The sequence below is a fragment of the Burkholderia sp. Bp9140 genome (assembly GCF_003853425.1).
Lineage (GTDB): Bacteria > Pseudomonadota > Gammaproteobacteria > Burkholderiales > Burkholderiaceae > Burkholderia.
On sequence record NZ_QTPQ01000039.1, the window covers coordinates 63,825 to 83,903 of the forward strand.

16 protein-coding genes, 3 tRNA genes and 1 pseudogene are annotated in these 20,079 nt (G+C 65.2%); 18 read left to right on the top strand and 2 right to left on the bottom strand.

What is annotated here, in order from left to right; all coding sequences use genetic code 11:
• Positions 1–73: 73 nt before the first annotated feature.
• Positions 74–311: pseudogene (locus DIE21_RS38325) on the bottom strand (hypothetical protein); the annotation flags it as partial.
• On the opposite strand from DIE21_RS38325, the gene DIE21_RS28405 reads away from it, so the two are divergent.
• From DIE21_RS28405 to DIE21_RS28480, 15 genes are all read left to right on the top strand, one after another.
• On the top strand, positions 294–1,547 hold the full coding sequence (locus DIE21_RS28405; RefSeq protein ID WP_124500785.1) for an aspartate kinase: 1,254 nt from the start codon (positions 294–296) through the stop codon (positions 1,545–1,547). The pseudogene DIE21_RS38325 and the gene DIE21_RS28405 sit on opposite strands and share 18 nt — an antisense overlap.
• Positions 1,548–1,657: 110 nt before the next feature.
• Positions 1,658–1,751: transfer RNA gene (locus tag DIE21_RS28410), tRNA-Ser, on the top strand.
• A 197-nt stretch (positions 1,752–1,948) separates the two neighbouring features.
• Entirely contained in the window at positions 1,949–3,322 is a 1,374-nt protein-coding gene (locus DIE21_RS28415) for a hypothetical protein (protein ID WP_124500786.1), read from the top strand.
• 451 nt (positions 3,323–3,773) lie between these two features.
• The gene (locus tag DIE21_RS28425; protein WP_124500788.1) at positions 3,774–5,303 is read left to right on the top strand and encodes an NADH-quinone oxidoreductase subunit M; all 1,530 of its coding nucleotides are present in this window, start codon (positions 3,774–3,776) and stop codon (positions 5,301–5,303) included.
• 47 nt (positions 5,304–5,350) lie between these two features.
• Positions 5,351–5,587, top strand: a complete 237-nt coding sequence (locus DIE21_RS28430) for a hypothetical protein (protein WP_124500789.1) — start codon at positions 5,351–5,353, stop codon at positions 5,585–5,587.
• A gap of 15 nt (positions 5,588–5,602) precedes the next feature.
• A complete protein-coding gene (gene cyoA, locus DIE21_RS28435; protein ID WP_124500790.1) occupies positions 5,603–6,490 on the top strand; it encodes a ubiquinol oxidase subunit II in 888 nt (295 codons plus the stop codon).
• Positions 6,491–6,493: 3 nt separating this feature from the next.
• Positions 6,494–8,500, top strand: a complete 2,007-nt coding sequence (gene cyoB, locus DIE21_RS28440) for a cytochrome o ubiquinol oxidase subunit I (protein WP_124500791.1) — start codon at positions 6,494–6,496, stop codon at positions 8,498–8,500.
• Positions 8,500–9,108 carry a cytochrome o ubiquinol oxidase subunit III gene (cyoC, locus tag DIE21_RS28445; protein WP_124500792.1) on the top strand — a complete coding sequence of 203 codons (609 nt, stop codon included), beginning with the start codon at positions 8,500–8,502 and terminating at the stop codon, positions 9,106–9,108. Before cyoB ends, cyoC begins: the two co-directional genes overlap by 1 nt.
• Positions 9,109–9,441 (top strand): cytochrome o ubiquinol oxidase subunit IV, encoded by a 333-nt coding sequence (cyoD, locus tag DIE21_RS28450; protein ID WP_011352504.1) that lies wholly within the window; start codon positions 9,109–9,111, stop codon positions 9,439–9,441.
• A 360-nt stretch (positions 9,442–9,801) separates the two neighbouring features.
• Positions 9,802–10,164: a hypothetical protein gene (locus tag DIE21_RS28455; protein ID WP_124500793.1), complete on the top strand. Its 363-nt coding sequence runs from the start codon at positions 9,802–9,804 to the stop codon at positions 10,162–10,164.
• A 201-nt stretch (positions 10,165–10,365) separates the two neighbouring features.
• Positions 10,366–12,249: an extracellular solute-binding protein gene (locus DIE21_RS28460; RefSeq protein WP_124500794.1), complete on the top strand. Its 1,884-nt coding sequence runs from the start codon at positions 10,366–10,368 to the stop codon at positions 12,247–12,249.
• Between the two features lie 52 nt (positions 12,250–12,301).
• On the top strand, positions 12,302–13,345 hold the full coding sequence (locus DIE21_RS28465; RefSeq protein WP_124500795.1) for a microcin C ABC transporter permease YejB: 1,044 nt from the start codon (positions 12,302–12,304) through the stop codon (positions 13,343–13,345).
• Positions 13,346–13,420: 75 nt separating this feature from the next.
• The gene (locus DIE21_RS28470) at positions 13,421–14,518 is read left to right on the top strand and encodes an ABC transporter permease (protein WP_124500796.1); all 1,098 of its coding nucleotides are present in this window, start codon (positions 13,421–13,423) and stop codon (positions 14,516–14,518) included.
• The gene (locus tag DIE21_RS28475) at positions 14,515–16,137 is read left to right on the top strand and encodes an ABC transporter ATP-binding protein (RefSeq protein WP_124500797.1); all 1,623 of its coding nucleotides are present in this window, start codon (positions 14,515–14,517) and stop codon (positions 16,135–16,137) included. Before DIE21_RS28470 ends, DIE21_RS28475 begins: the two co-directional genes overlap by 4 nt.
• 128 nt (positions 16,138–16,265) lie before the next feature.
• Positions 16,266–16,940 (top strand): C40 family peptidase, encoded by a 675-nt coding sequence (locus DIE21_RS28480; RefSeq protein ID WP_124500798.1) that lies wholly within the window; start codon positions 16,266–16,268, stop codon positions 16,938–16,940.
• A 101-nt stretch (positions 16,941–17,041) separates the two neighbouring features.
• On the opposite strand, the gene DIE21_RS28485 is transcribed toward DIE21_RS28480, so the two are convergent.
• The gene (locus DIE21_RS28485; RefSeq protein WP_124500799.1) at positions 17,042–17,968 is read right to left on the bottom strand and encodes a patatin-like phospholipase family protein; all 927 of its coding nucleotides are present in this window, start codon (positions 17,966–17,968) and stop codon (positions 17,042–17,044) included.
• A gap of 281 nt (positions 17,969–18,249) precedes the next feature.
• Here DIE21_RS28485 and gltX point away from each other — a divergent pair, with 281 nt between their 5' ends.
• From gltX to DIE21_RS28500, 3 genes are all read left to right on the top strand, one after another.
• Positions 18,250–19,659, top strand: coding sequence for a glutamate--tRNA ligase (gene gltX / locus DIE21_RS28490; RefSeq protein ID WP_124500800.1), 1,410 nt, complete (start codon positions 18,250–18,252; stop codon positions 19,657–19,659).
• Positions 19,660–19,787: 128 nt separating this feature from the next.
• A tRNA-Ala gene (locus tag DIE21_RS28495) sits at positions 19,788–19,863 on the top strand.
• A 140-nt stretch (positions 19,864–20,003) separates the two neighbouring features.
• Positions 20,004–20,079 (top strand) — tRNA-Glu (locus DIE21_RS28500).

Consider the following 20,079-nt stretch of genomic DNA (forward strand, 5'->3'; position numbering starts at 1 on the left):
GTAAACAGCGCCGGAACGCTTGCCAAACCGGCGAGCGGCTTGTCAAGCGGGCCTCTATCGGGTACGCTCGGTCGTTTGCTCGGCTCGATTTTTGAGCGTTTTGTGCAGGTTTTCCGCGTGACGTACCCGGTTTGCGCGGCCTGATCGGCCTTCCGGGCAAAATCCGTCACGCTTGCGTGTTGCGTCCCAGCCGTTCCCCTCGTCGTCCGTCCACAGCCACAAGCCGCGTGACCGAACGGCAACGCGGCCTGCCCAGCGCGCCCGTGCGGTTTCTCCTCCAGTTCAGAACGACAATGGCACTCATCGTACACAAATACGGCGGCACTTCGATGGGCTCGGTCGAGCGCATCAAGAACGTCGCGAAACGCGTCGCAAAATGGCATCAGGCCGGGCACCAGATGGTGGTCGTGCCGTCCGCGATGTCCGGCGAAACCAACCGTCTGCTCGGTCTCGCGAAAGAGATTTCGAGCCAGCCGAGCCCGCGTGAGCTCGACATGATCGCGTCGACCGGCGAGCAGGTCAGCGTCGGCCTGCTGTCGATCGCGCTGCAGGAAATCGGCGTCGAAGCCGTGAGCTATGCCGGCTGGCAAGTGCCGATCAAGACGGACAGCGCGTTCACGAAGGCGCGTATCCACTCGATCGACGACGAGCGCGTGAAGGCCGATCTGAACGCCGGCAAGGTCGTGATCATCACGGGCTTCCAGGGCGTCGATCCGGACGGTCACATCACGACGCTGGGCCGTGGCGGCTCGGACACGTCGGCGGTGGCGGTCGCGGCCGCGCTGGATGCCGAAGAGTGCCTGATCTACACGGACGTCGACGGTGTCTACACGACCGACCCGCGCGTGGTCGAAGAGGCGCGACGCCTCGACCGCGTGACGTTCGAGGAAATGCTGGAAATGGCCAGCCTCGGCTCGAAGGTCCTGCAGATCCGCTCGGTCGAATTCGCCGGCAAATACCAGGTGAAGACGCGTGTGCTGTCGAGCCTGACCGATCCGCTGATTGCGCTCGACGAAGAAATGCGCTCGGGCACCCTGATTACTTTTGAAGAAGACGAGACCATGGAAAAGGCAGTCATTTCCGGCATCGCGTTCCAGCGCGACGAAGCACGCATTGCGGTGATGGGCGTGCCCGACAAGCCGGGTATCGCGTATCAGATCCTCGGCCCGGTCGCCGACGCGAACGTCGACGTCGACATGATCATCCAGAACCAGAGCGTCGAAGGCAAGACGGACTTCACGTTCACGGTCGGTCGCGGCGATTACCAGAAGGCGATGGACATCCTCACCAATCAGGTGAAGGGTCATGTGAGCGCCGAGCGCGTGCAGGGCGACCCGAAGGTGTCGAAGGTGTCGGTCGTCGGCGTCGGCATGCGTTCGCACGTGGGCGTCGCGAGCAAGATGTTCCGCACGCTGTCGGAAGAGGGCATCAACATCCAGATGATCTCGACGTCCGAAATCAAGATTTCGGTGCTGATCGACGAGAAATACATGGAGCTGGCCGTCCGCGCGCTGCACAAGGCATTCGAACTCGACCAGGCGGCGTGAATTTTTTGTGATGCATTGAAGAAAATGCATCACGGAAATTGACGAGCGGTTCGAAACCCTATATTATTTCGTTCTCGTCGCACTGCCTCCCTGGTGCGAGCGAAAGTTTGGGAGACGTGGCCGAGAGGTCGAAGGCACTCCCCTGCTAAGGGAGCATCTGGGCCAAAACCTGGATCGAGGGTTCGAATCCCTCCGTCTCCGCCAAAAGCGGTGACAAAGCCCCGTAAGTTCTCGGACTTGCGGGGCTTTTTCTTTTCCTGATTCTTTTCACGCTTCCTTTCCGGACTTGCCGCTCGGCGCCCCGTTTCGTCCGGGCTTCCAATCAAGGCTCGACTTGAGCGACGCTCATGCGCTAAATAGGCGTATCGCCTCGCGCGGCTCACGTTGGAGTTCCTGCACGCATGCATTCCGTTCTGACCATCCTTTCGCATCGACCCGTCGACGGGCTCGTCGACAATCACGAGCGATACGCGAGAGGCCACGGCTATCGGCACGCGATCGTCGACGGCACGCACGTGTACGGCGAGCGCCAGCAGGCGCTGCACAAGTACCACGCGATCAACGCGCAGCTCGTCGCGATGAAGCAGGGCGCGTTGCTGCTCGTGCTCGATCCGTTCTCGGTCGTGTTCGGCCAGCATGCGTTGCCGGATGTCGCGCACGGTTATGACGCGATCGTCACGACGCAGACGTCGAAGTCGCCGTTGCCGGCGGCGAGCGGCATGATCTTTCGCAACGTGCCCGATGTGCGCGAGCGCCTGCGCAAGCTGGCGCTCGACCTGGGCAAGTGGGCGATGCGCGTGCCCGAGCGGCAACACGCATGCGAGGCGACGCTGCTGGCGGAGCATTTCCCGCCGTTGCCGTTCGACCAGCCGCTTGCGACCGGCTATTTCGCGTCGGCCCAGACGGTGTGGAGTGACGGGCATGCGATCGACACGGTCGTCGGCGCGCATCCGCTCGTAGCGCACCAGGCGCCCGAATGGCGGCAGATCGATGGCGTATGGGCGCCGACGCCCGACTACGACTTTCGCTACGTGCTCGCGCTCGTCGACGATGCGGCGCGGGTCCGGCAGGGCGAGCAGCCGCGCGCGATGGACGATTGGCGCGCCGCGCAGCAACGAACGCGCGAGCCGGCGCGGCACCTGAACCCGCACGCAGGCATCGCGTTCGTGAGCCTGCACACGTCGCACATCGCCGGTTACGGCGATCTACACGAAGAGAACTTCGTTCGCTACTGCACGCGACACGGCTATGCGTACCACGCGTATCGCGAACCGCCCGCGTTCCTGCCGGCCGGCGTCGATGCGAACTGGGCAAAGCTGCACCTGATTCGCGAACATCTGCCTGATCACGCGTTCGTGTTCTGGGTCGACGCCGACATTCTCGCGATCGACCAGCGCCAGACGATCGACAGCGTGATCGACGGTCGCGATTTCGTGATCGGCACCGACCACACGGCCTGGGCGATCAACTCGTGCATGATCGGCGTGCGCAACGTCGCGCCGATGCGGGAACGGGTCGAGCGCATGTGCGCGCGCATCGAGAGCTTCGACGATCGGTCGTCGGTCTACGCGAGCGGCGGCGACCAGCAGGCGATCTATGTCGAACTGCTCGAGGCGGGCATGATCGACGCGCGCTACATCGTCGACGCGATGTCGCTCGCGTCGTCACCGGTCTACGCGACGCGCGACAGCCGCTTCGTCCATTTCCCCGCGCAACACAACCACTATCGTGCGGTGACGATGCGCGTGTGGGACCGGCTCAGCCACCAGCGCTGACAGAGTGCGCCGCAAGTTCCGGTGCATTCCGGATCGCGGCGCCCGGCACCCTGTGAAATAAAAATGAAAGAAAGCGTGTAAGAAAAGAATCGCCCCCATTCATCCTTCCCCTCATTTTCTTCTCGCGCCCCCAAGCGCCGCGTTTCCGAAAAAAATGCGGCATCGCATCGATTCGCGCGATTGATGCAGCGTCGCAATACAAAAAATTACGCATGAAAATCAGTGGCCTATCTGTACGCCACGAAATGGCGCTCTGTTGCGCTGCAAAAAATAATCGTTCGCCTTATGCTCGTTAACCCGATTGCGCTTGAGCGGCGTCAAGCTTTGCCCTGATTCCGCTTTACATTTTGCCAACATTGTCGATCCACGAAATCTATCTGTCGATTTGATTTCGTTCCTTTCGTCACGCCTGTTCCCGATGCAGTGCGCGACCTTCTCAAGGCCTGTTGACATGCATGATTTCCCTTTCCTGAGCCTGGCGATCTGGGTTCCGATCCTGTTCGGCGCGTGCCTGCTGCGCGCCGGCTCCGACCGTCATCCGCATCGCACGAGGCTGATCGCGCTCGTCGGCGCACTCGCGGGGCTGGCGGCCGTCGTGCCGCTCGTCGCCGGTTTCGATTCGCACTCGGCCGCGATGCAGTTCGCCGAAACCCGCAACTGGCTGGCGGCCTTCAACGCCGGCTGGCGCGTCGGGATCGACGGCGCGTCGCTGTGGCTCGTCGTTCTGACCGCCTTCACGACGCTCGTGGTCGTGATTGCGTCGTGGGAGTCGGTCACGGTGCGCGTCGCGCAGTACCACGCGTCGTTCCTGATCCTGTCGGGGCTGATGGTCGGCGTGTTCGTCGCGCAGGACGGGCTGCTGTTCTTCATCTTCTTCGAGGCGACGCTGATCCCGCTGTATCTGCTGATCGGCACGTGGGGCAGGGAGCATCGCGTCTACGCGGCCGTGAAGTTCTTCTTCATCTCGTTCGCGGGTTCGCTGCTGCTGTTGATGGCGATGCTGTACCTGTTCGCGAAGTCGCATACGTTCGACATGAACGCATGGCGCACGCTGCAGCTCGGCTTCGCGCCGCAACTGCTGGTGTTTCTCGGTTTCTTCGCCGCGTTCGCGGTCAAGGTGCCGATGTGGCCCGTTCATACGTGGCTGCGCGACGTCTACACGGACGGCCCGACGGGCGCCGCGCTGATGCTCGCGATGCTCAAGCTCGGCGGTTACGGCTTCCTGCGCTTCGCGCTGCCGATCACGCCGGACGCGAGCCACTTCTTCGCGCCGGCCGTGATCGCGCTGTCGCTGTTCGCGATCGTCTACGCGAGCCTGATCGCGCTCGCGCAGACCGACCTCGGCAAGCTGCTCGCGTATTCGACGGTCGCGCATATGGGGATCGTCACGCTCGGGTTGTTCCTGTTCAACCGGATCGGCGTCGAAGGTGCGATCGTGCAGCTCGTGTCATACGGCTTCGTCGCGGGCGCGATGCTGCTCTGCGTGAGCGTGCTGGTCGATCGCACGAAGCAGCGCGAGATCGCCGCGTACGGCGGCGTGGCGGGCGTGATGCCGCGCTTCGCGACGTTCGCGCTGCTGTTCGCGATGGCCAACATCGGCCTGCCGGGCACGTCGGGCTTCGTCGGCGAGTTCATGGTCATCATGGGCGCGATCCGCGTCAACTTCTGGATCGGTGCGACCGCGGCGCTCACGCTGATCCTCAGCGCGTCGTACACGCTGTGGATGGTCAAGCGCGTCGTGTTCGGCAAGATCGCGAGCCCGCGCATCGCGAAGCTCGCCGACTTGAGCCGCCGAGAGATCGTGATGTTCGCGTCGCTCGCGCTGATCGTGCTGATGGTCGGGGTCGATCCGAAGCCGTTCACCGACGCGATCGATCCGACCGTCGCACGGCTGATCGACGACGCCAGCCATTCGAAGCTGCCGGCCGGGGACGGCGGCGCACCGGCGCAGCCGGCGTACATGGCATCGGCGCACGGCTGATCGCGTGACGTCGCGCCCGACGGGCCGCATCGCACGACGATGCGGCCGTGGCGCGCACCACCATCGGGGCAGGGCGGGCCCTGTCCGGCGTCTTCGGCGGGTTTCCTGTCGGCTCGCGGCTGGCTTCCGCCTGCGTGAAATTGCCCCGCGACAATCTGTCTCACAGCAGATTTTGCAATGATGATTTGCCGCATCCATCGGTTTTTCATCGCGCCCGCGCGACGTATGATTCGGCCACTTTCGTGGATCGAATGCGCATCGGGCATACGCAACGGATTCAATGACCCTCGGGCTGTGTGATGAAAAGAAGAGCTTCAAAAGGCTGGACGGCGCTGATGTCGATCGGCGCGGCGTTGAGCCTGTCAGGCTGTAATTTAGATGTACTAAATCCGAAAGGAAGCGTCGGCGCTGCCGAAAAGGCGCTGATCGCAACCTCCACCTGGGCGATGCTGCTCGTCGTCGTGCCGGTGATCCTGCTCACGCTGTGGTTCGCGTGGCGATACCGCGCATCGAACCGCAACGCCACCTACGCGCCGAACTGGTCGCACTCGACCGCGATCGAGGTCGTGATCTGGACGGTGCCGACGCTGATCATCCTGTTCCTCGGCGTGCTCACGTGGAAAACCACGCACGAGCTCGATCCGTACAAGCCGCTCGAGTCGTCGGTGAAGCCGATCGACGTCGAGGTCGTCGCGCTCGACTGGAAGTGGCTGTTCATCTATCCGGAACTCGGCATCGCGTCGGTCAACCAGCTCGCGATTCCGGTCGGCACGCCGGTGAACTTCCGCATCACGTCGGATTCGGTGATGAACTCGTTCTTCATTCCGCAGCTAGGCGGCCAGGTCTACGCGATGGCCGGCATGCAGACGCGCCTGCACCTGATCGCCGATGAAGCCGGCGACTACGCGGGCACGTCCGCCAACTTCAGCGGCCGCGGCTTCTCCGACATGAAGTTCCGCACGCTCGCCGAGCCGCGCGAGCAGTTCGACGCATGGGTGCAGAAGGTGAAGGCCTCGCCCGAGCGGCTCGACGCGACCGTGTACGGCAGCGTCGCGCAGCCGAGCGAGAAGGCGCCCGTGCGCTACTTCTCGTCGGTCGATCCGCGGCTCTTCCACAACATCATCGCGAAATACAACGACGGCCACGTCCTCGACCTGAAGGACGCCGCCTGCGGCACGAAGGGGTAACGCATGTTCGGCAAACTCACACTAGCGGCGATCCCGTTCGATCAGCCCATCATCATGGTGGCCGGCGCCTTCATGGGGCTGGTCGTGCTGGGCATCCTCGCCGCGCTGACGATCACCGGCCGCTGGAAGTGGCTGTGGACGGAATGGCTGACGACGGTCGACCACAAGAAACTCGGCGTGATGTACATCATCGTCGCGCTGATCATGCTGCTGCGCGGCTTCGCCGACGCGATCATGATGCGCATGCAGCTGGCGCTCGCGTACAACGCGCCCGGCTACCTGCCGCCGCACCACTATGACCAGATCTTCACGGCACACGGCGTGATCATGATCTTCTTCATGGCGATGGTGTTCATGGTCGGCCTGATGAACCTGGTCGTGCCGCTGCAGATCGGCGCGCGCGACGTCGCGTTCCCGTTCATCAACTCGCTCTCCTTCTGGATGACGGCGGTCAGCGCGATCCTGATCAACATCTCGCTCGTGATCGGCGAGTTCGCGCAGACGGGCTGGCTCGCGTATCCGCCGCTGTCGGAGCTGCAGTTCAGTCCGGGGGTAGGAGTCGACTACTACCTGTGGGCGCTGCAGATCTCGGGCGTCGGCACGCTGCTGACCGGCGTGAACTTCTTCGTGACGATCATCAAGATGCGCGCGCCCGGCATGACGCTGATGAAGATGCCGGTGTTCACGTGGACGGCCCTCTGCACGAACGTGCTGATCATGGCGTCGTTCCCGATCCTGACCGCGACGCTCGCGCTGCTCGGCCTGGACCGTTACCTCGGCATGCACTTCTTCACGAACGAAGCCGGCGGCAACGCGATGCTGTACCTGAACCTGATCTGGGCGTGGGGCCATCCGGAGGTGTACATCCTGATCCTGCCGGCGTTCGGCATCTTCTCGGAAGTCATCGCGACGTTCTCGAAGAAGCCGCTGTTCGGCTACAAGACGATGGTGTACGCGACCTGCGCGATCATGGTGCTGTCGTTCCTCGTGTGGCTGCATCACTTCTTCACGATGGGTTCCGGTGCGAACGTGAACGCGTTCTTCGGCATCATGACGATGATCATCGCGATCCCGACCGGCGTGAAGGTGTTCAACTGGCTGTTTACGATGTACCGCGGCCGGATCGAATTCACGACGCCCGTGCTGTGGACGATCGGCTTCATGGTCACGTTCACGCTCGGCGGGATGACCGGCGTGATGATGGCGATCCCGGGCGCGGACTTCGTGCTGCACAACAGCCTGTTCCTGATCGCGCACTTCCACAACGTGATCATCGGCGGCGTGCTGTTCGGCTATCTCGCGGGCTTCAACTACTGGTTCCCGAAGGCGTTCGGCTTCAAGCTGAACGAGAAGCTCGGCAAGGCTGCGTTCTGGTTCTGGCAGGTCGGCTTCTACGTCGCATTCGTACCGCTCTACGTGCTCGGCTTCATGGGCATGACGCGTCGCCTGAACCACTACGACAACCCGGCGTGGCATCCGTGGCTGCTGGTTGCCGCGTTCGGCGCCGTGCTGATCGCGATCGGCATCGCATGCCAGCTGCTGCAACTGGTCGTCAGCATCCGCAACCGCAACCTGCCGGCGTATCGCGACACCACGGGCGATCCGTGGGGCGGCCGCACGCTGGAATGGGCGACCTCGTCGCCGCCCGCCGACTACAACTTCGCGGTGATTCCGCCAGTGCGCACGCTGGATGCGTACGCCGACATGAAGGCACGCGGCGACGGCCGGCCGAACCCGGCGACGATCCGCGACATCCACATGCCGTCGAACACGTGTGCGGGTCTCGTGGTCGCGATCTTCAGCCTGGTGCTCGGCTTCGCGCTGGTGTGGCACATCTGGTGGATGGCGATCGGCGGCCTGGTCGGCATCGTCGCGACGCTCGTGGTCTACAGCTCGCGTGACAACGACGGCTGCTACATCCCGGCGTCGAAGGTGCGCAAGATCGAAGAGAAGCAACCGGCGGCGCGCGTGGCCACGCGTGTCGACGACGTGGAACTGGAGGCCAACTGATGCTGCAGAAAACCTTGAGCGCAACCCTGCTCGAGCACGACGACCATCCGCCGTCGCACTCGGTGTTCGGCTTCTGGCTGTACCTGATGACCGACTGCGTGATCTTCGCGGCGCTGTTCGCGACGTTCGCGGTGCTCGGCAACCAGTACGCGGGCGGTCCGACCGCTAAGGACCTGTTCGACATTCCGGGCGTCGCGGTGGAAACCGCCGCGCTGCTGCTGTCGAGCATCACCTACGGCTTTGCGATGCTGGCCGCGTACCAGCAGCGGCGTGGCGCGCTGCTCGCGTGGCTCGCGGTGACGTTCGTGCTCGGCGCGGCGTTCCTTGCGATGGAACTGCGCGAGTTCTCGCACCTGATCGCGGAAGGCGCGGGCCCGCAGCGCAGCGCGTTCCTGTCGGCGTTCTTCACGCTGGTCGGCACGCATGGGCTGCACGTGACGGCAGGCCTCTTGTGGATGATCGTGCTCGCGGGGCAGATCGTATTGCGCGGCGGTGACCTGACCGATCGCGACCTGCGGCGCCTGACGTGCCTGAGTCTCTTCTGGCACTTTCTCGACATCGTGTGGATCTGCGTGTTTTCCTTTGTCTATCTCGCGAGCGTGATCTAAATGGCCCATTCGCATTCGTCTCAACTCGAAGAAGGGCACGGCAGCGTCGGCGGCTACGTCGCCGGTTTCATCCTGTCGGTGCTGCTGACGGCCGCGTCGTTCGGCCTCGTGATGGGCGGCGTGCTGTCGCCGCACGCGTCGCTGATCGCGCTGGCCGTGCTGGCATTCGTGCAGATCGTCGTGCACCTCGTGTACTTCCTGCACATGAACGGTTCGTCCGGCCAGCGCTGGAACGTGATGGCGTTCAGCTACACCGTGCTGACCGCGGCGATCCTGATCGTCGGCACGCTGTGGGTGATGCACAACGTCAGCATGAACATGATGTCGCGTTGAACGGCATCGCGGCGCGATGCGCCGGTCATCGAGAAGCGGCACGCGCGTGCCGCTTTTTTTTCGCCCGCCGGATGCCGGCGCATCGCTTCGACGATGGTGAGCCGACGAGGGAGCCAGCAGGCCGGAAGCAGTATGATTTGGCCCGCGAAGGGCGCCTGACAGGCGCAAATCCGGCGCGAAAGCCGGTGGCGGCGGACGGGAAGGGCCGCCGCGGCCATGCCGGGCCGCCAGTTGTTACAAGACGTTAGCGAGCGCGTCCTGGTGCGACGCTGCGCATCAGTTCTTACAAACTTGAAATATGCCGACACGGCGCTTGCCGTTATAGTCGAATCACACATCAAACAACTCGAAGAGGAATCCATGAAGACTTTGCGTGTTGCCTCGCTCTTGACCGGTATGACGGCCTTGCTCGTGTCGGGCGCAGCAATGGCGGGAGTCAATGTCGGGATCAACGTCGGCGTGCCGGCTCCGGTCTACGTCGCCCCCGCGCCGGTGTATGCGCCGCCGCCGCCGCCGGTCGTCTACCAGCCGGCGCCTGTCTATGCGCCGGCGCCCGTCTACGTGCCGGCACCGGCGATCGTGATCGGCTGGCACGGCGATCGCTACTGGGACGGCCGACGCTACTGGGGCCGCGACGAGTGGTATCGCCATCATGGCCGCGGCTGGGGCGGCGATCGCGGTCACGGTCACTGGGATAACGGCCGCCACAACGGCTGGCGCTGATCGACATGCGGCGCGCGCGCGACGTGTGTGCCGCACGAGAAAAAACCGCCCGCGTGGCGGTTTTCTTTTATCCGCGCGGGCCGCGCGCGGATGGCGTGACGCACTGACGCCACGCACGAAAAGCCGAGAACTGGCTCGACGTCGAACTGAATGGGTAGAATCGACCCGTGTTCCATCCCTCAATCGACCGACAGGGCCTCTATGACGAAGGGTTCGCCCCGGGCCGCCGCCGCGCGCATCCGTTTCGGCGTCGCGCATGCGGTACGAGCCGCCGGCCGCACGGCGGCAGCATGGGCAATACAGGCGGTGCTGGCTGCGACGGCCGCGCACGCGGCCTATGCGATCGCGCAGTACGGCGAGCCGAAATATCCGCCGGGCTTCAAGCATTTCGACTACGTGAACGCGGATGCGCCGAAGGGCGGTACGCTTGTGCTCGCGAACCCGAGCCGGCTGACGTCATTCGACAAGTTCAATCCGTTCACGATGCGCGGCAATCCCGCACCGGGCATCGACATGCTGTTCGAGAGCCTGGCGACCGGCAGCTCGGACGAACCGGCGTCCGCCTACGGGCTGCTCGCCGACGACATCGAGATCGCGCCGGACCGCCGCTCGGTCACGTTCCACCTGAATCCGCGCGCGCGTTTTTCGAACGGCGACCCGGTCACGGCCGACGACGTCAGGTTTTCGTTCGACACGCTGAAGAGCAAGCAGGCCGCGCCGCAGTTCGGCGCGTATTTCGCTGAAATCGCGAAGGCCGTGGTGATCGACCGCGCGACCGTGCGGTTCGAATTCCGCAGCGCGAACCGCGAGCTGCCGCTGATCGCCGGCGGCGTGCCGGTGTTCTCGCGCAAGTGGGGGCTGCGCGCGGACGGTACGCGGATCCCGTTCGACCAGATCGCGTTCGAGCAGCCGATCGGCAGCGGCCCGTACCTGATCGAGCACTACGACAACGGCCGCACCATTACGTACCGGCGCAATCCCGCGTACTGGGGCGCCGACCTGCCGGTGCGGGTCGGCACCAACAACTTCGAGCGGATCGTCTACAAGCTGTACGGCGACGGCGTCGCGCGGCTCGAGGCGTTCAAGGCCGGCGAGTACGACGTGCTGGTCGAATACATCGCGCGCAACTGGACGCGGCGCGACGTCGGCAAGCGCTTCGACAGCGGCGAGCTCGTCAAGCGCGAATTCCGCCAGCACAACGGCGCGGGCATGCAGGGTTTCTTCATGAACCTGCGCCGGCCGCTGTTTCGCGACGCGCGCGTGCGCCAGGCGCTCGATCTCGCGTTCGATTTCGAATGGCTGAACCGCCAGTTGTTCTATGGCGCGTACACGCGCCTCGACAGCTATTTCGCCGACACGGACCTGCAGGCGACCGGTACGCCGGGCCCGGGCGAGCTGAAGCTGCTGGAACCGTTGCGCGCGCAGCTCGACCCGGCCGTGTTCGGCCCGATGGTCACGCAACCGAGCACGAACCCGCCGGGCTCGCTGCGCGCGAACCTGCTGAAGGCGCGCGCGCTGCTCGCGCAGGCCGGCTGGACCTATCGCGACGGCGCGCTGCGCAACGCGCAGGGCGAGCCGTTCACGTTCGAGGTCCTCGACGACGCAGGCGGCGCGATGCAAGGTGTCGTGACCGCCTATCAGCGCAATCTCGCGAAGCTCGGCATCGACGCACGCTTTCGCACGGCCGATTACGCGCTGCTGCAAAAGCGGCTCGACGCGTTCGACTACGACATGACGACGGTCCGCCTGCCGGGCGTGCAGGTGCCGGGCGCGGAGCAGTTCTCGCGCTACGCCAGCAAGTTCGCCGACGAACCGGGTTCCGACAACATCATCGGGCTGAAGTCGCCGGCTGTCGACGCGCTGCTGCACGCGCTCGGCGCCGCGCAGACGCGCGACGACCTGCTCGACGCGACGCATGCGCTCGACCGTGTGCTGATGCATGGCTACTACGCGGTTCCGCAGTGGTACAGCACGACGCACCGGATCGCGTACCAGCGCACGCTCGACTATCCGCGCACGCTGCCGCTGTACTATTCGGCCGAGGGCTGGGTCGTGTCGACCTGGTGGGCCAAGCCCGATCACTGAAGCCTGCCGGCCCTTCGTTCAACCCAGCCTATCGATCGCGAGTCGACGCCCTATGTGGAGCTACATCCTCAAACGCCTGCTGCTGATGATCCCGACGCTCGCCGGCGTGCTCACGCTCACGTTCGCCGTGATCCAGTTCGTGCCGGGCGGCCCGGTCGAACAGGCCGTGCAGGAGCTGCGCAAGGGCGCGACGGAGCAGGGCGCGACGCCATTCGGCATGCGCGCGCATACGGGCGTCGACGCGCAGCAGCTCGCGCAGCTCAAGGCACTGTACGGCTTCGACAAGCCGCCGCTCGAGCGCTACTGGCTGATGCTGAAGCGCTTCGCGCGCTTCGATCTCGGCGACAGCTACTTTCGTCACCAGAGCGTGTGGTCGCTGATCGTGCAGAAGCTGCCGGTCTCGATCAGCATCGGGCTGTGGACGTTCTTCGTCACGTATCTGATCTCGGTGCCGCTCGGCATCGCGAAGGCCGTGCGCAACGGCTCGCCGTTCGACGTCGCGACGAGCCTCGTCGTGCTGATCGGCTATGCGATTCCGGGCTTCGTGCTCGGCGTGCTGCTGCTCGTGCTGTTCGGCGGCGGCTCGTTCTGGCAGCTGTTCCCGCTGCGCGGTCTCACGTCGGACAACTTCTCCCAGCTGTCGCTGATCGGCAAGGTGCTCGACTATCTGTGGCACATCGCGCTGCCGATCACCGCGTCGGTCGTCGGCAGCTTCGCGGTCATCACGATGCTCACGAAGAACGCGTTCCTCGACGAGATCCGCAAGCAGTACGTGCTGACCGCGCGCGCGAAAGGGCTCGCCGAGCGCACCGTGCTATGGAAGCACGTGTTCCGCAACGCGATGCTGCCGCTGATCGTCGGGTTTCCGGCCGCGTTCATCGGCGCGTTCTTCACCGGCAGCCTGCTGATCGAGACGCTGTTCTCGCTCGACGGCCTCGGGCTGCTGTCGTACGAGTCGGTCGTGCGGCGCGACTACCCGGTCGTGCTCGGCACGCTGTACCTGTTCACGCTGATCGGGCTCGCGACCAAGCTGATCTCCGACCTTTGCTACGTGTGGGTCGACCCGCGCATTCAATTCGACAACCTGGAGCGCTGACATGAAACCGACCGTCCGCACGCCGCTTGCCGGCGCGCCCGTCCGCCTGCCCGCGCTCGCCGGGCGAGGTGCGCGATGAACCGGGCCGTCGTGTCGCCCCGCATCGACGCCGCGCGCGCGCGCGTGTCGCCGTCGCCCGCGCGCCGCGTCTGGCAGCGCTTTCGCCAGCAGCGCCTCGGCTACTGGAGCTTCGTGATCTTTGTCGTCGCGTTCGCCGCGAGCCTCGCGGCACCGTTGTGGTCGAACGACAAGCCGCTCGTCGTGCGCTACGACGATCACTACTATTTCCCGATGTTCCATGCGTACCCGGAGACGACCTTCGGCGGCGACTTCCCGACGCCGGCCGACTATCTCGACCCGTACGTGCGCAAGCGGCTCGAGGCGCCGGGCAACTTCGTCGTCTATCCGCCGAACCGCTATTACTACGACACGCTGAACTACTTCTCGAGCGCGCCGAACCCGGCGCCGCCGTCGCGCGCGAACTGGCTCGGCACCGATGCGCAGGGGCGCGACCTGCTCGCGCGGCTCGTGTACGGGTTCCGCGTGTCGGTCGAGTTCGGGCTGGTCCTGACCGTGATCGGCACGCTGCTCGGGATCGCCGCGGGCGCGGTGCAGGGCTTCTTCGGCGGGCGCATCGACATCGTCGGGCAGCGGCTGATCGAGATCTGGAGTTCGCTGCCCGAGCTGTACCTGCTGATCATCTTCGCATCGATCTTCGAGCCGAGCTTCCTGCTGCTGATCGTGCTGCTGTCGCTGTTCGGCTGGATCGGCCTTGCCGACTACGTGCGCGCCGAGTTCCTGCGCAACCGCACGCAGGACTACGTGCGCGCGGCCCGCGCGATGGGGCTCACGAACTGGCAGATCATCTGGCGCCACGTGCTGCCGAACAGCCTGACGCCCGTGATCACGTTCCTGCCGTTCCGGATGAGCGGCGCGATCCTCGCGCTCACGAGCCTCGACTTCCTCGGGCTCGGCGTGCCGCCGCCGACGCCGAGCCTGGGCGAGCTGCTCGCGCAGGGCAAGGGCAACCTCGATGCGTGGTGGATCTCGCTGTCGACGTTCGGCGTGCTGGTCGCGACGCTGCTGCTGCTGACCTTCATGGGCGACGCGCTGCGCAACGCGCTCGACACGCGGATCGCCGACTCGGTGCGCGCGGCGGGAGGCCAGCGATGAGCGACACGGTCGTATCGAAGCCGGGCGAGCTGCTGCTGTCGCTCGAGCATCTGCATGTGCGCTTCGGCGACACGGTGGCCGTCGACGACGTGACGCTCGCGATCGGCCGCGGCGAGCGCGTCGCGCTCGTCGGCGAGTCGGGGTCGGGCAAGAGCGTGACCGCGCTGTCGATCCTGCGGCTGCTGCGCGACGCCGACGTGAGCGGCACGATCCGCTTCGCGGGGCACGACCTCGCCGGCAAGAGCGAGCGCGAGATGCGCGGGCTGCGCGGCTCGGACATCGCGATGATCTTCCAGGAGCCGATGACGGCGCTCAACCCGCTGTATACGATCGGCACGCAGATCGGCGAGACGATCGTGCTGCACGACGGCGTGACGGCGGCGGAGGCGCGCAAGCGCGCGATCGCGCTGCTCGCGCGCACCGGCATCGCGGAGCCGGAGAGGCGCGTCGACAGCTACCCGCACCAGCTGTCGGGCGGCCAGCGGCAGCGCGTGATGATCGCGATGGCGCTCGCATGCCGGCCGCGCCTGCTGCTCGCGGACGAGCCGACCACCGCGCTCGACGTGACGATCCGCGCGCAGATCGTCGACCTGCTGCTCGAGTTGCAGCGCGAGGAGGCGGAAAAGCGCGGGATGGCGGTCCTGCTGATCACGCACGACCTGAACCTCGTGCGGCACTTCGCCGAGCGGGTCGCGGTGATGGAGCGCGGCAGGCTGGTCGAAAGCGGGCCGGTCGAGCGGATCTTCGCGGAGCCGGAGCATCCGTATACGCAGCGGCTGCTGAACAGCCGGCCGCAGCGCGCGGTCGCGCCGGTGATGCCGATCGCGCCCGTGGTGCTCGACGCGCGCCACGTCAGCGTGCAGTTCGCGCGCAAGCGGCCGGGCTTCGCGGGCTGGTTCGGCACGACGCCGGTGACGGCCGTCGCCGACGTGTCCGTGTCGGTGCGGCAGGGCGAGACGCTCGGGATCGTCGGCGAATCCGGCTCCGGGAAGTCGACGCTCGCGATGGCGCTGCTCGGGCTGCAGAAGACGGCTCACGGCGAAATCGAATTCCAGGGACGCGCGCTGTCGACCTATCGCGGCCGCGAGCAGACCGCGCTGCGCTCGAACATGCAGGTCGTCTTTCAGGATCCATTCAGTTCGCTGTCGCCGCGCCACACGATCGAGCGAATCGTCGGCGAGGGGCTGGAACTGCATCGCCCGGAACTGACACCGGACGCACGCCGCGCGAAGTCGGTGGCGGTGCTGCGCGAGGTCGGCCTCGACCGCACGGTGCTGCATCGCTATCCGCACGAATTCTCGGGCGGGCAGCGCCAGCGGATCGCGATCGCGCGCGCGCTCGTGCTGGAGCCGCGCATCCTGATCCTCGACGAACCGACCTCCGCGCTCGACGTGTCGATCCAGCAGCAGGTGCTGAAACTGCTCGCGAATTTGCAACAGAAATACAACCTCGGCTATGTATTCATCAGCCACGACCTGGAGGTGATCGGAGCGATGGCGCACCGTGTCGCGGTGATGCAGGGCGGGGCGATCGTCGAGTCCGGCGACGTGGCCGACATCTTCACGAGACCGTCACATCCTTACACACAAAAGCTGTTGAAAGCGGTCTGGAAAGCGTGATAGGCGTCCAATGGTCTGATCATCTCGATTGTATTTTTTAATTTGTTTTGACAAACGATTACGCGCTGGCTAGTATCGACCGAAATTTTCCGCCAATCAGCTGATTTTTAAGCAAATTCCATCGACCAATGCAGCATCGATCCCTGACCCAGGCATGCGCGCGCACCCTCGCCGGGCTGTTCATCGGCGCCCTGTTCGCAGCAGCTCCCGGCGCGTTCGCCGACGAAGTCAGCAGTTTTAACCAAAATGTCACCAATTCGACTCAGATCGGGTCGGGTTCCTCCCTCCAGCAGACCAGCGCGCAGCCGTCGACCGGCGGCGCGAAGTCGTTCCTCGCCGGCATGGCAGGCAAGGCAGGCGACGTGGTCGTCGGCGCGCTGAACATGATCGGCGTGCGCTATCGCTGGGGCGGTAACTCGCCGGATTCGGGCCTCGACTGCAGCGGCTTCGTGCGCTACGTGTTCCAGGACACGCTCGGCATGTCGCTGCCGCGCCGTGCGGAAGAAATGAGCCGCGTCGGCGAGAAGGTCAGCATGAGCAACCTCAAGCCGGGCGACCTCGTGTTCTTCAACACGATGCGCCGTACGTTCTCGCACGTCGGCATCTACATTGGCGACAACAAGTTCGTGCATTCGCCGTCGACGGGCAGCACGATTCGCGTCGACGATCTCGACAACGGCTACTGGGAAAAGCGGTTCACCGGCGCGCGCCGGCTCGAGTCGGAGTTTCCGATGAAGGCCGACGACCTGCGCCAGCGCGTGCGCGCAACGATCGGCGACGACGCGGCGAACGGCAGCAACTGACGCTCGCCGGCGCTCCGCCGGATCAAGGAAACCCTGTCACCGAAAGGCGGCAGGGTTTTTGTTTTTGGGGCGCGCCGTTACGCACCCCGCGCCGAGTCCGCTTACGCCGCCGCGGCGCCGCGGGCCGCCGCGAGCTTGCGCTGCAACTCGGGCATGATGCGCGCGACGGCTTCCTCGCCCGCGAGGATCGCGGCGTTGCGCTGGTTGAAGTCGCTGCCGCCCATCGCCGCGAGGTTCGGGCGGATCACGACGTCCGCGTATTTGTCGAGCTCGTAGGTCTTGATCGTCTGGCCCATGATCGTGAAGGTCTGCAGCAGCATCTCGATCGGATTGTTGGTCGCCGCGCCGTCAGGCCGCGACGAGATGTCGACCGCGATCACGAAGCTCGCGCCCATCTTGCGCGCGAACGACGCAGGCACCGGGCTCACGAGGCCGCCGTCGACGTACTCGCGGTTGCCGATCTTCACGGGTTCGAACACCGACGGCACGCTGCACGACGCGCGCACCGCGAGCCCCGTATTGCCCTGCTGGAACAGGATCGGCTGGCCGTTCTGCAGGTCGGTCGCGACGATGCCGAGCGGCTTCGCCATCTTTTCGATCGGCCGGTTGTTGAGCGTCTTGTTCAGGAAGTTCTGCAGCGCGACGCCCTGCAGCAGCCCGCGCGAGCGGAACGGCAGCGCCCAGTCGCTGATTGCCGCCTGATCCATGTCGAGCGCGATCTTGTTGATCTGCAGCCCGTTCATCCCCGACGCGTACAGCGCCCCGACCACCGAGCCCGCGCTCGTGCCCGCGACGATGTCGACCGGGATGCCGCGCGCCTCCAGCGCCTTCAGCACGCCGATGTGCGAGAAGCCGCGGGCGGCGCCGCCGCCGAGCGCGAGGCCGATCTTCACGGACTTCTCGCGCGACTGCGAGGGATTCGCGGTGTTGTCGGGGCGGGACTTGTCGCCGAACGACGTGCAGGCGGCGAGGCTGGCGGACGCGCACGCGATCGTGAAGTGGCGGCGCGACAGGCGAGGGGACGACATCGAATGGTTCTCCGGCGGCTTGGCAGCGGGCCGTGCGGCCCGCTGCGGCGATAGGTTCCGAGCGGCCGGCGCGGCGGAAACCGTGCGGCCGGCGCGGCGCCGGCTGGCGGCCGCGGCGCGGACATCATAAAGCAAGCCGCGCGCTTGGCGCGAAGACCGGCGCGAGTATAATTCCGGCTTCTTTCCCGTCCCGGGCGCGGCCGGCCCCATTGCTGTCCGGGCCGTCGCCGTCGATCCCGCGTCGAATCATTCATGCGCCCCAGGCGTTCGAGTTACCGTTTATGACCCGTCCTGTCCGTACCCGCTTCGCGCCGAGTCCCACCGGCTTCATTCACCTCGGCAACATCCGCTCCGCGCTCTATCCGTGGGCGTTCGCGCGCAAGATGAAAGGCACGTTCGTGCTGCGTATCGAGGACACCGACGTCGAGCGCTCGTCGCAGGAAGCCGTCGACGCGATCCTCGAGGGGATGCAGTGGCTCGGCCTGGATTTCGACGAAGGCCCGATCTACCAGATGCAGCGGATGGACCGCTATCGCGAGGTGCTCGCGCAGATGCTCGACCAGGGCCTCGCGTACCCGTGCTACATGTCGGCCGAGGAACTCGACGCGCTGCGCGAACGCCAGCGCGAGGCGGGCCTCAAGCCGCGCTACGACGGCACGTGGCGTCCGGAGCCGGGCAAGGTGCTGCCCGAGCCGCCGGCCGGCGTGAAGCCGGTGCTGCGTTTCCGCAACCCGCTGACCGGCACGGTCGTGTGGGACGACGCGGTGAAGGGGCGTGTCGAGATCTCGAACGAGGAACTCGACGACCTCGTGATCGCGCGCCCGGACGGCACGCCGATCTACAACTTCTGCGTGGTCGTGGACGACATGGACATGAACATCACGCACGTGATCCGTGGCGACGACCACGTGAACAACACGCCGCGCCAGATCAACATCCTGCGCGCGCTCGGCGGCGAGCCGCCCGTCTATGCGCACCTGCCGACCGTGCTGAACGAGCAGGGCGAGAAGATGAGCAAGCGGCATGGCGCGATGAGCGTGATGGCGTATCGCGACGCAGGCTTCCTGCCGGAGGCCGTCGTCAACTATCTCGCCCGTCTCGGCTGGTCGCACGGCGATGCCGAAATCTTCTCGCGCGAACAGTTCGTCGAATGGTTCGACCTCGAGCATCTCGGCAAGTCGCCCGCGCAGTACGACCACAGCAAGCTGAGCTGGCTGAACGCCCATTACATCAAGGAAGCGGACAACGCGCGCCTTGCCGCGCTCGCGAAGCCGTTCCTCGACGCGCTCGGCATCGACGACGCGGCGATCGCGACGGGCCCGGCGCTTGACGCGGTGGTCGGCCTGATGAAGGATCGTGCGACGACGGTCAAGGAGATCGCCGAAGGCGCCGCGATGTTCTACCGCGTGCCGGCGCCGGACGCCGATGCGCTCGCGCAGCACGTGACCGATGCGGTGCGCCCGGCGCTGGCCGACCTCGTCGCTGCGCTGAAGGCGGCCGACTGGACGAAGGAAGCGGTGTCCGCCGCGCTGAAGGCGACGCTCGGCGCCCACAAGCTGAAGATGCCGCAGCTCGCGATGCCGGTGCGCCTGCTGGTGGCGGGCACGACGCATACGCCGTCGATCGACGCGGTGCTCGTGTTGTTCGGTCGCGATGCCGTGGTGTCGCGTATCGAGGCCGCGCTGGCCTGAGGTTGGGGTGGTAGCGAGGCCGCCCGCACGTGACGTTGCGGCGGTTTCGCAAAAAAATTCGCTCGAATCGCAAAAAGGGTATTTACAAGTTCAAAATCGGTCCATATAATCTCATTTCTGTTCTGCAAGGGGGTATAGCTCAGCTGGGAGAGCGCTTGCATGGCATGCAAGAGGTCAGCGGTTCGATCCCGCTTACCTCCACCATCAGAGCAGAACGGATTGATTTGCGAAGCAGTGGTGGTAGTAATAAATGCTTCACAAAATGATTTAAAGCAGTTAGAATTTCGGCCTTCGCTGTTGACGATGAGTGAATAGCGAAAGTCAGACAGATCTGAAAAGATCATGTCCCCTTCGTCTAGAGGCCTAGGACATCACCCTTTCACGGTGAGTACAGGGGTTCGAATCCCCTAGGGGACGCCA

Coding starts and splice junctions, on each gene's coding strand:
- cyoD (WP_011352504.1), top strand. CDS start 9,109: ATGGCCCATTCGCATTCGTCTCAACTCGAAGAAGGGCACGGCAGCGTC.
- cyoA (WP_124500790.1), top strand. CDS start 5,603: ATGAAAAGAAGAGCTTCAAAAGGCTGGACGGCGCTGATGTCGATCGGC.
- DIE21_RS28485 (WP_124500799.1), bottom strand. CDS start 17,968: ATGTCGTCCCCTCGCCTGTCGCGCCGCCACTTCACGATCGCGTGCGCG.
- DIE21_RS28460 (WP_124500794.1), top strand. CDS start 10,366: ATGACGAAGGGTTCGCCCCGGGCCGCCGCCGCGCGCATCCGTTTCGGC.
- cyoB (WP_124500791.1), top strand. CDS start 6,494: ATGTTCGGCAAACTCACACTAGCGGCGATCCCGTTCGATCAGCCCATC.
- cyoC (WP_124500792.1), top strand. CDS start 8,500: ATGCTGCAGAAAACCTTGAGCGCAACCCTGCTCGAGCACGACGACCAT.
- DIE21_RS28425 (WP_124500788.1), top strand. CDS start 3,774: ATGCATGATTTCCCTTTCCTGAGCCTGGCGATCTGGGTTCCGATCCTG.
- DIE21_RS28480 (WP_124500798.1), top strand. CDS start 16,266: ATGCAGCATCGATCCCTGACCCAGGCATGCGCGCGCACCCTCGCCGGG.
- DIE21_RS28465 (WP_124500795.1), top strand. CDS start 12,302: ATGTGGAGCTACATCCTCAAACGCCTGCTGCTGATGATCCCGACGCTC.
- DIE21_RS28470 (WP_124500796.1), top strand. CDS start 13,421: ATGAACCGGGCCGTCGTGTCGCCCCGCATCGACGCCGCGCGCGCGCGC.
- DIE21_RS28475 (WP_124500797.1), top strand. CDS start 14,515: ATGAGCGACACGGTCGTATCGAAGCCGGGCGAGCTGCTGCTGTCGCTC.
- DIE21_RS28405 (WP_124500785.1), top strand. CDS start 294: ATGGCACTCATCGTACACAAATACGGCGGCACTTCGATGGGCTCGGTC.
- DIE21_RS28415 (WP_124500786.1), top strand. CDS start 1,949: ATGCATTCCGTTCTGACCATCCTTTCGCATCGACCCGTCGACGGGCTC.
- DIE21_RS28455 (WP_124500793.1), top strand. CDS start 9,802: ATGAAGACTTTGCGTGTTGCCTCGCTCTTGACCGGTATGACGGCCTTG.
- gltX (WP_124500800.1), top strand. CDS start 18,250: ATGACCCGTCCTGTCCGTACCCGCTTCGCGCCGAGTCCCACCGGCTTC.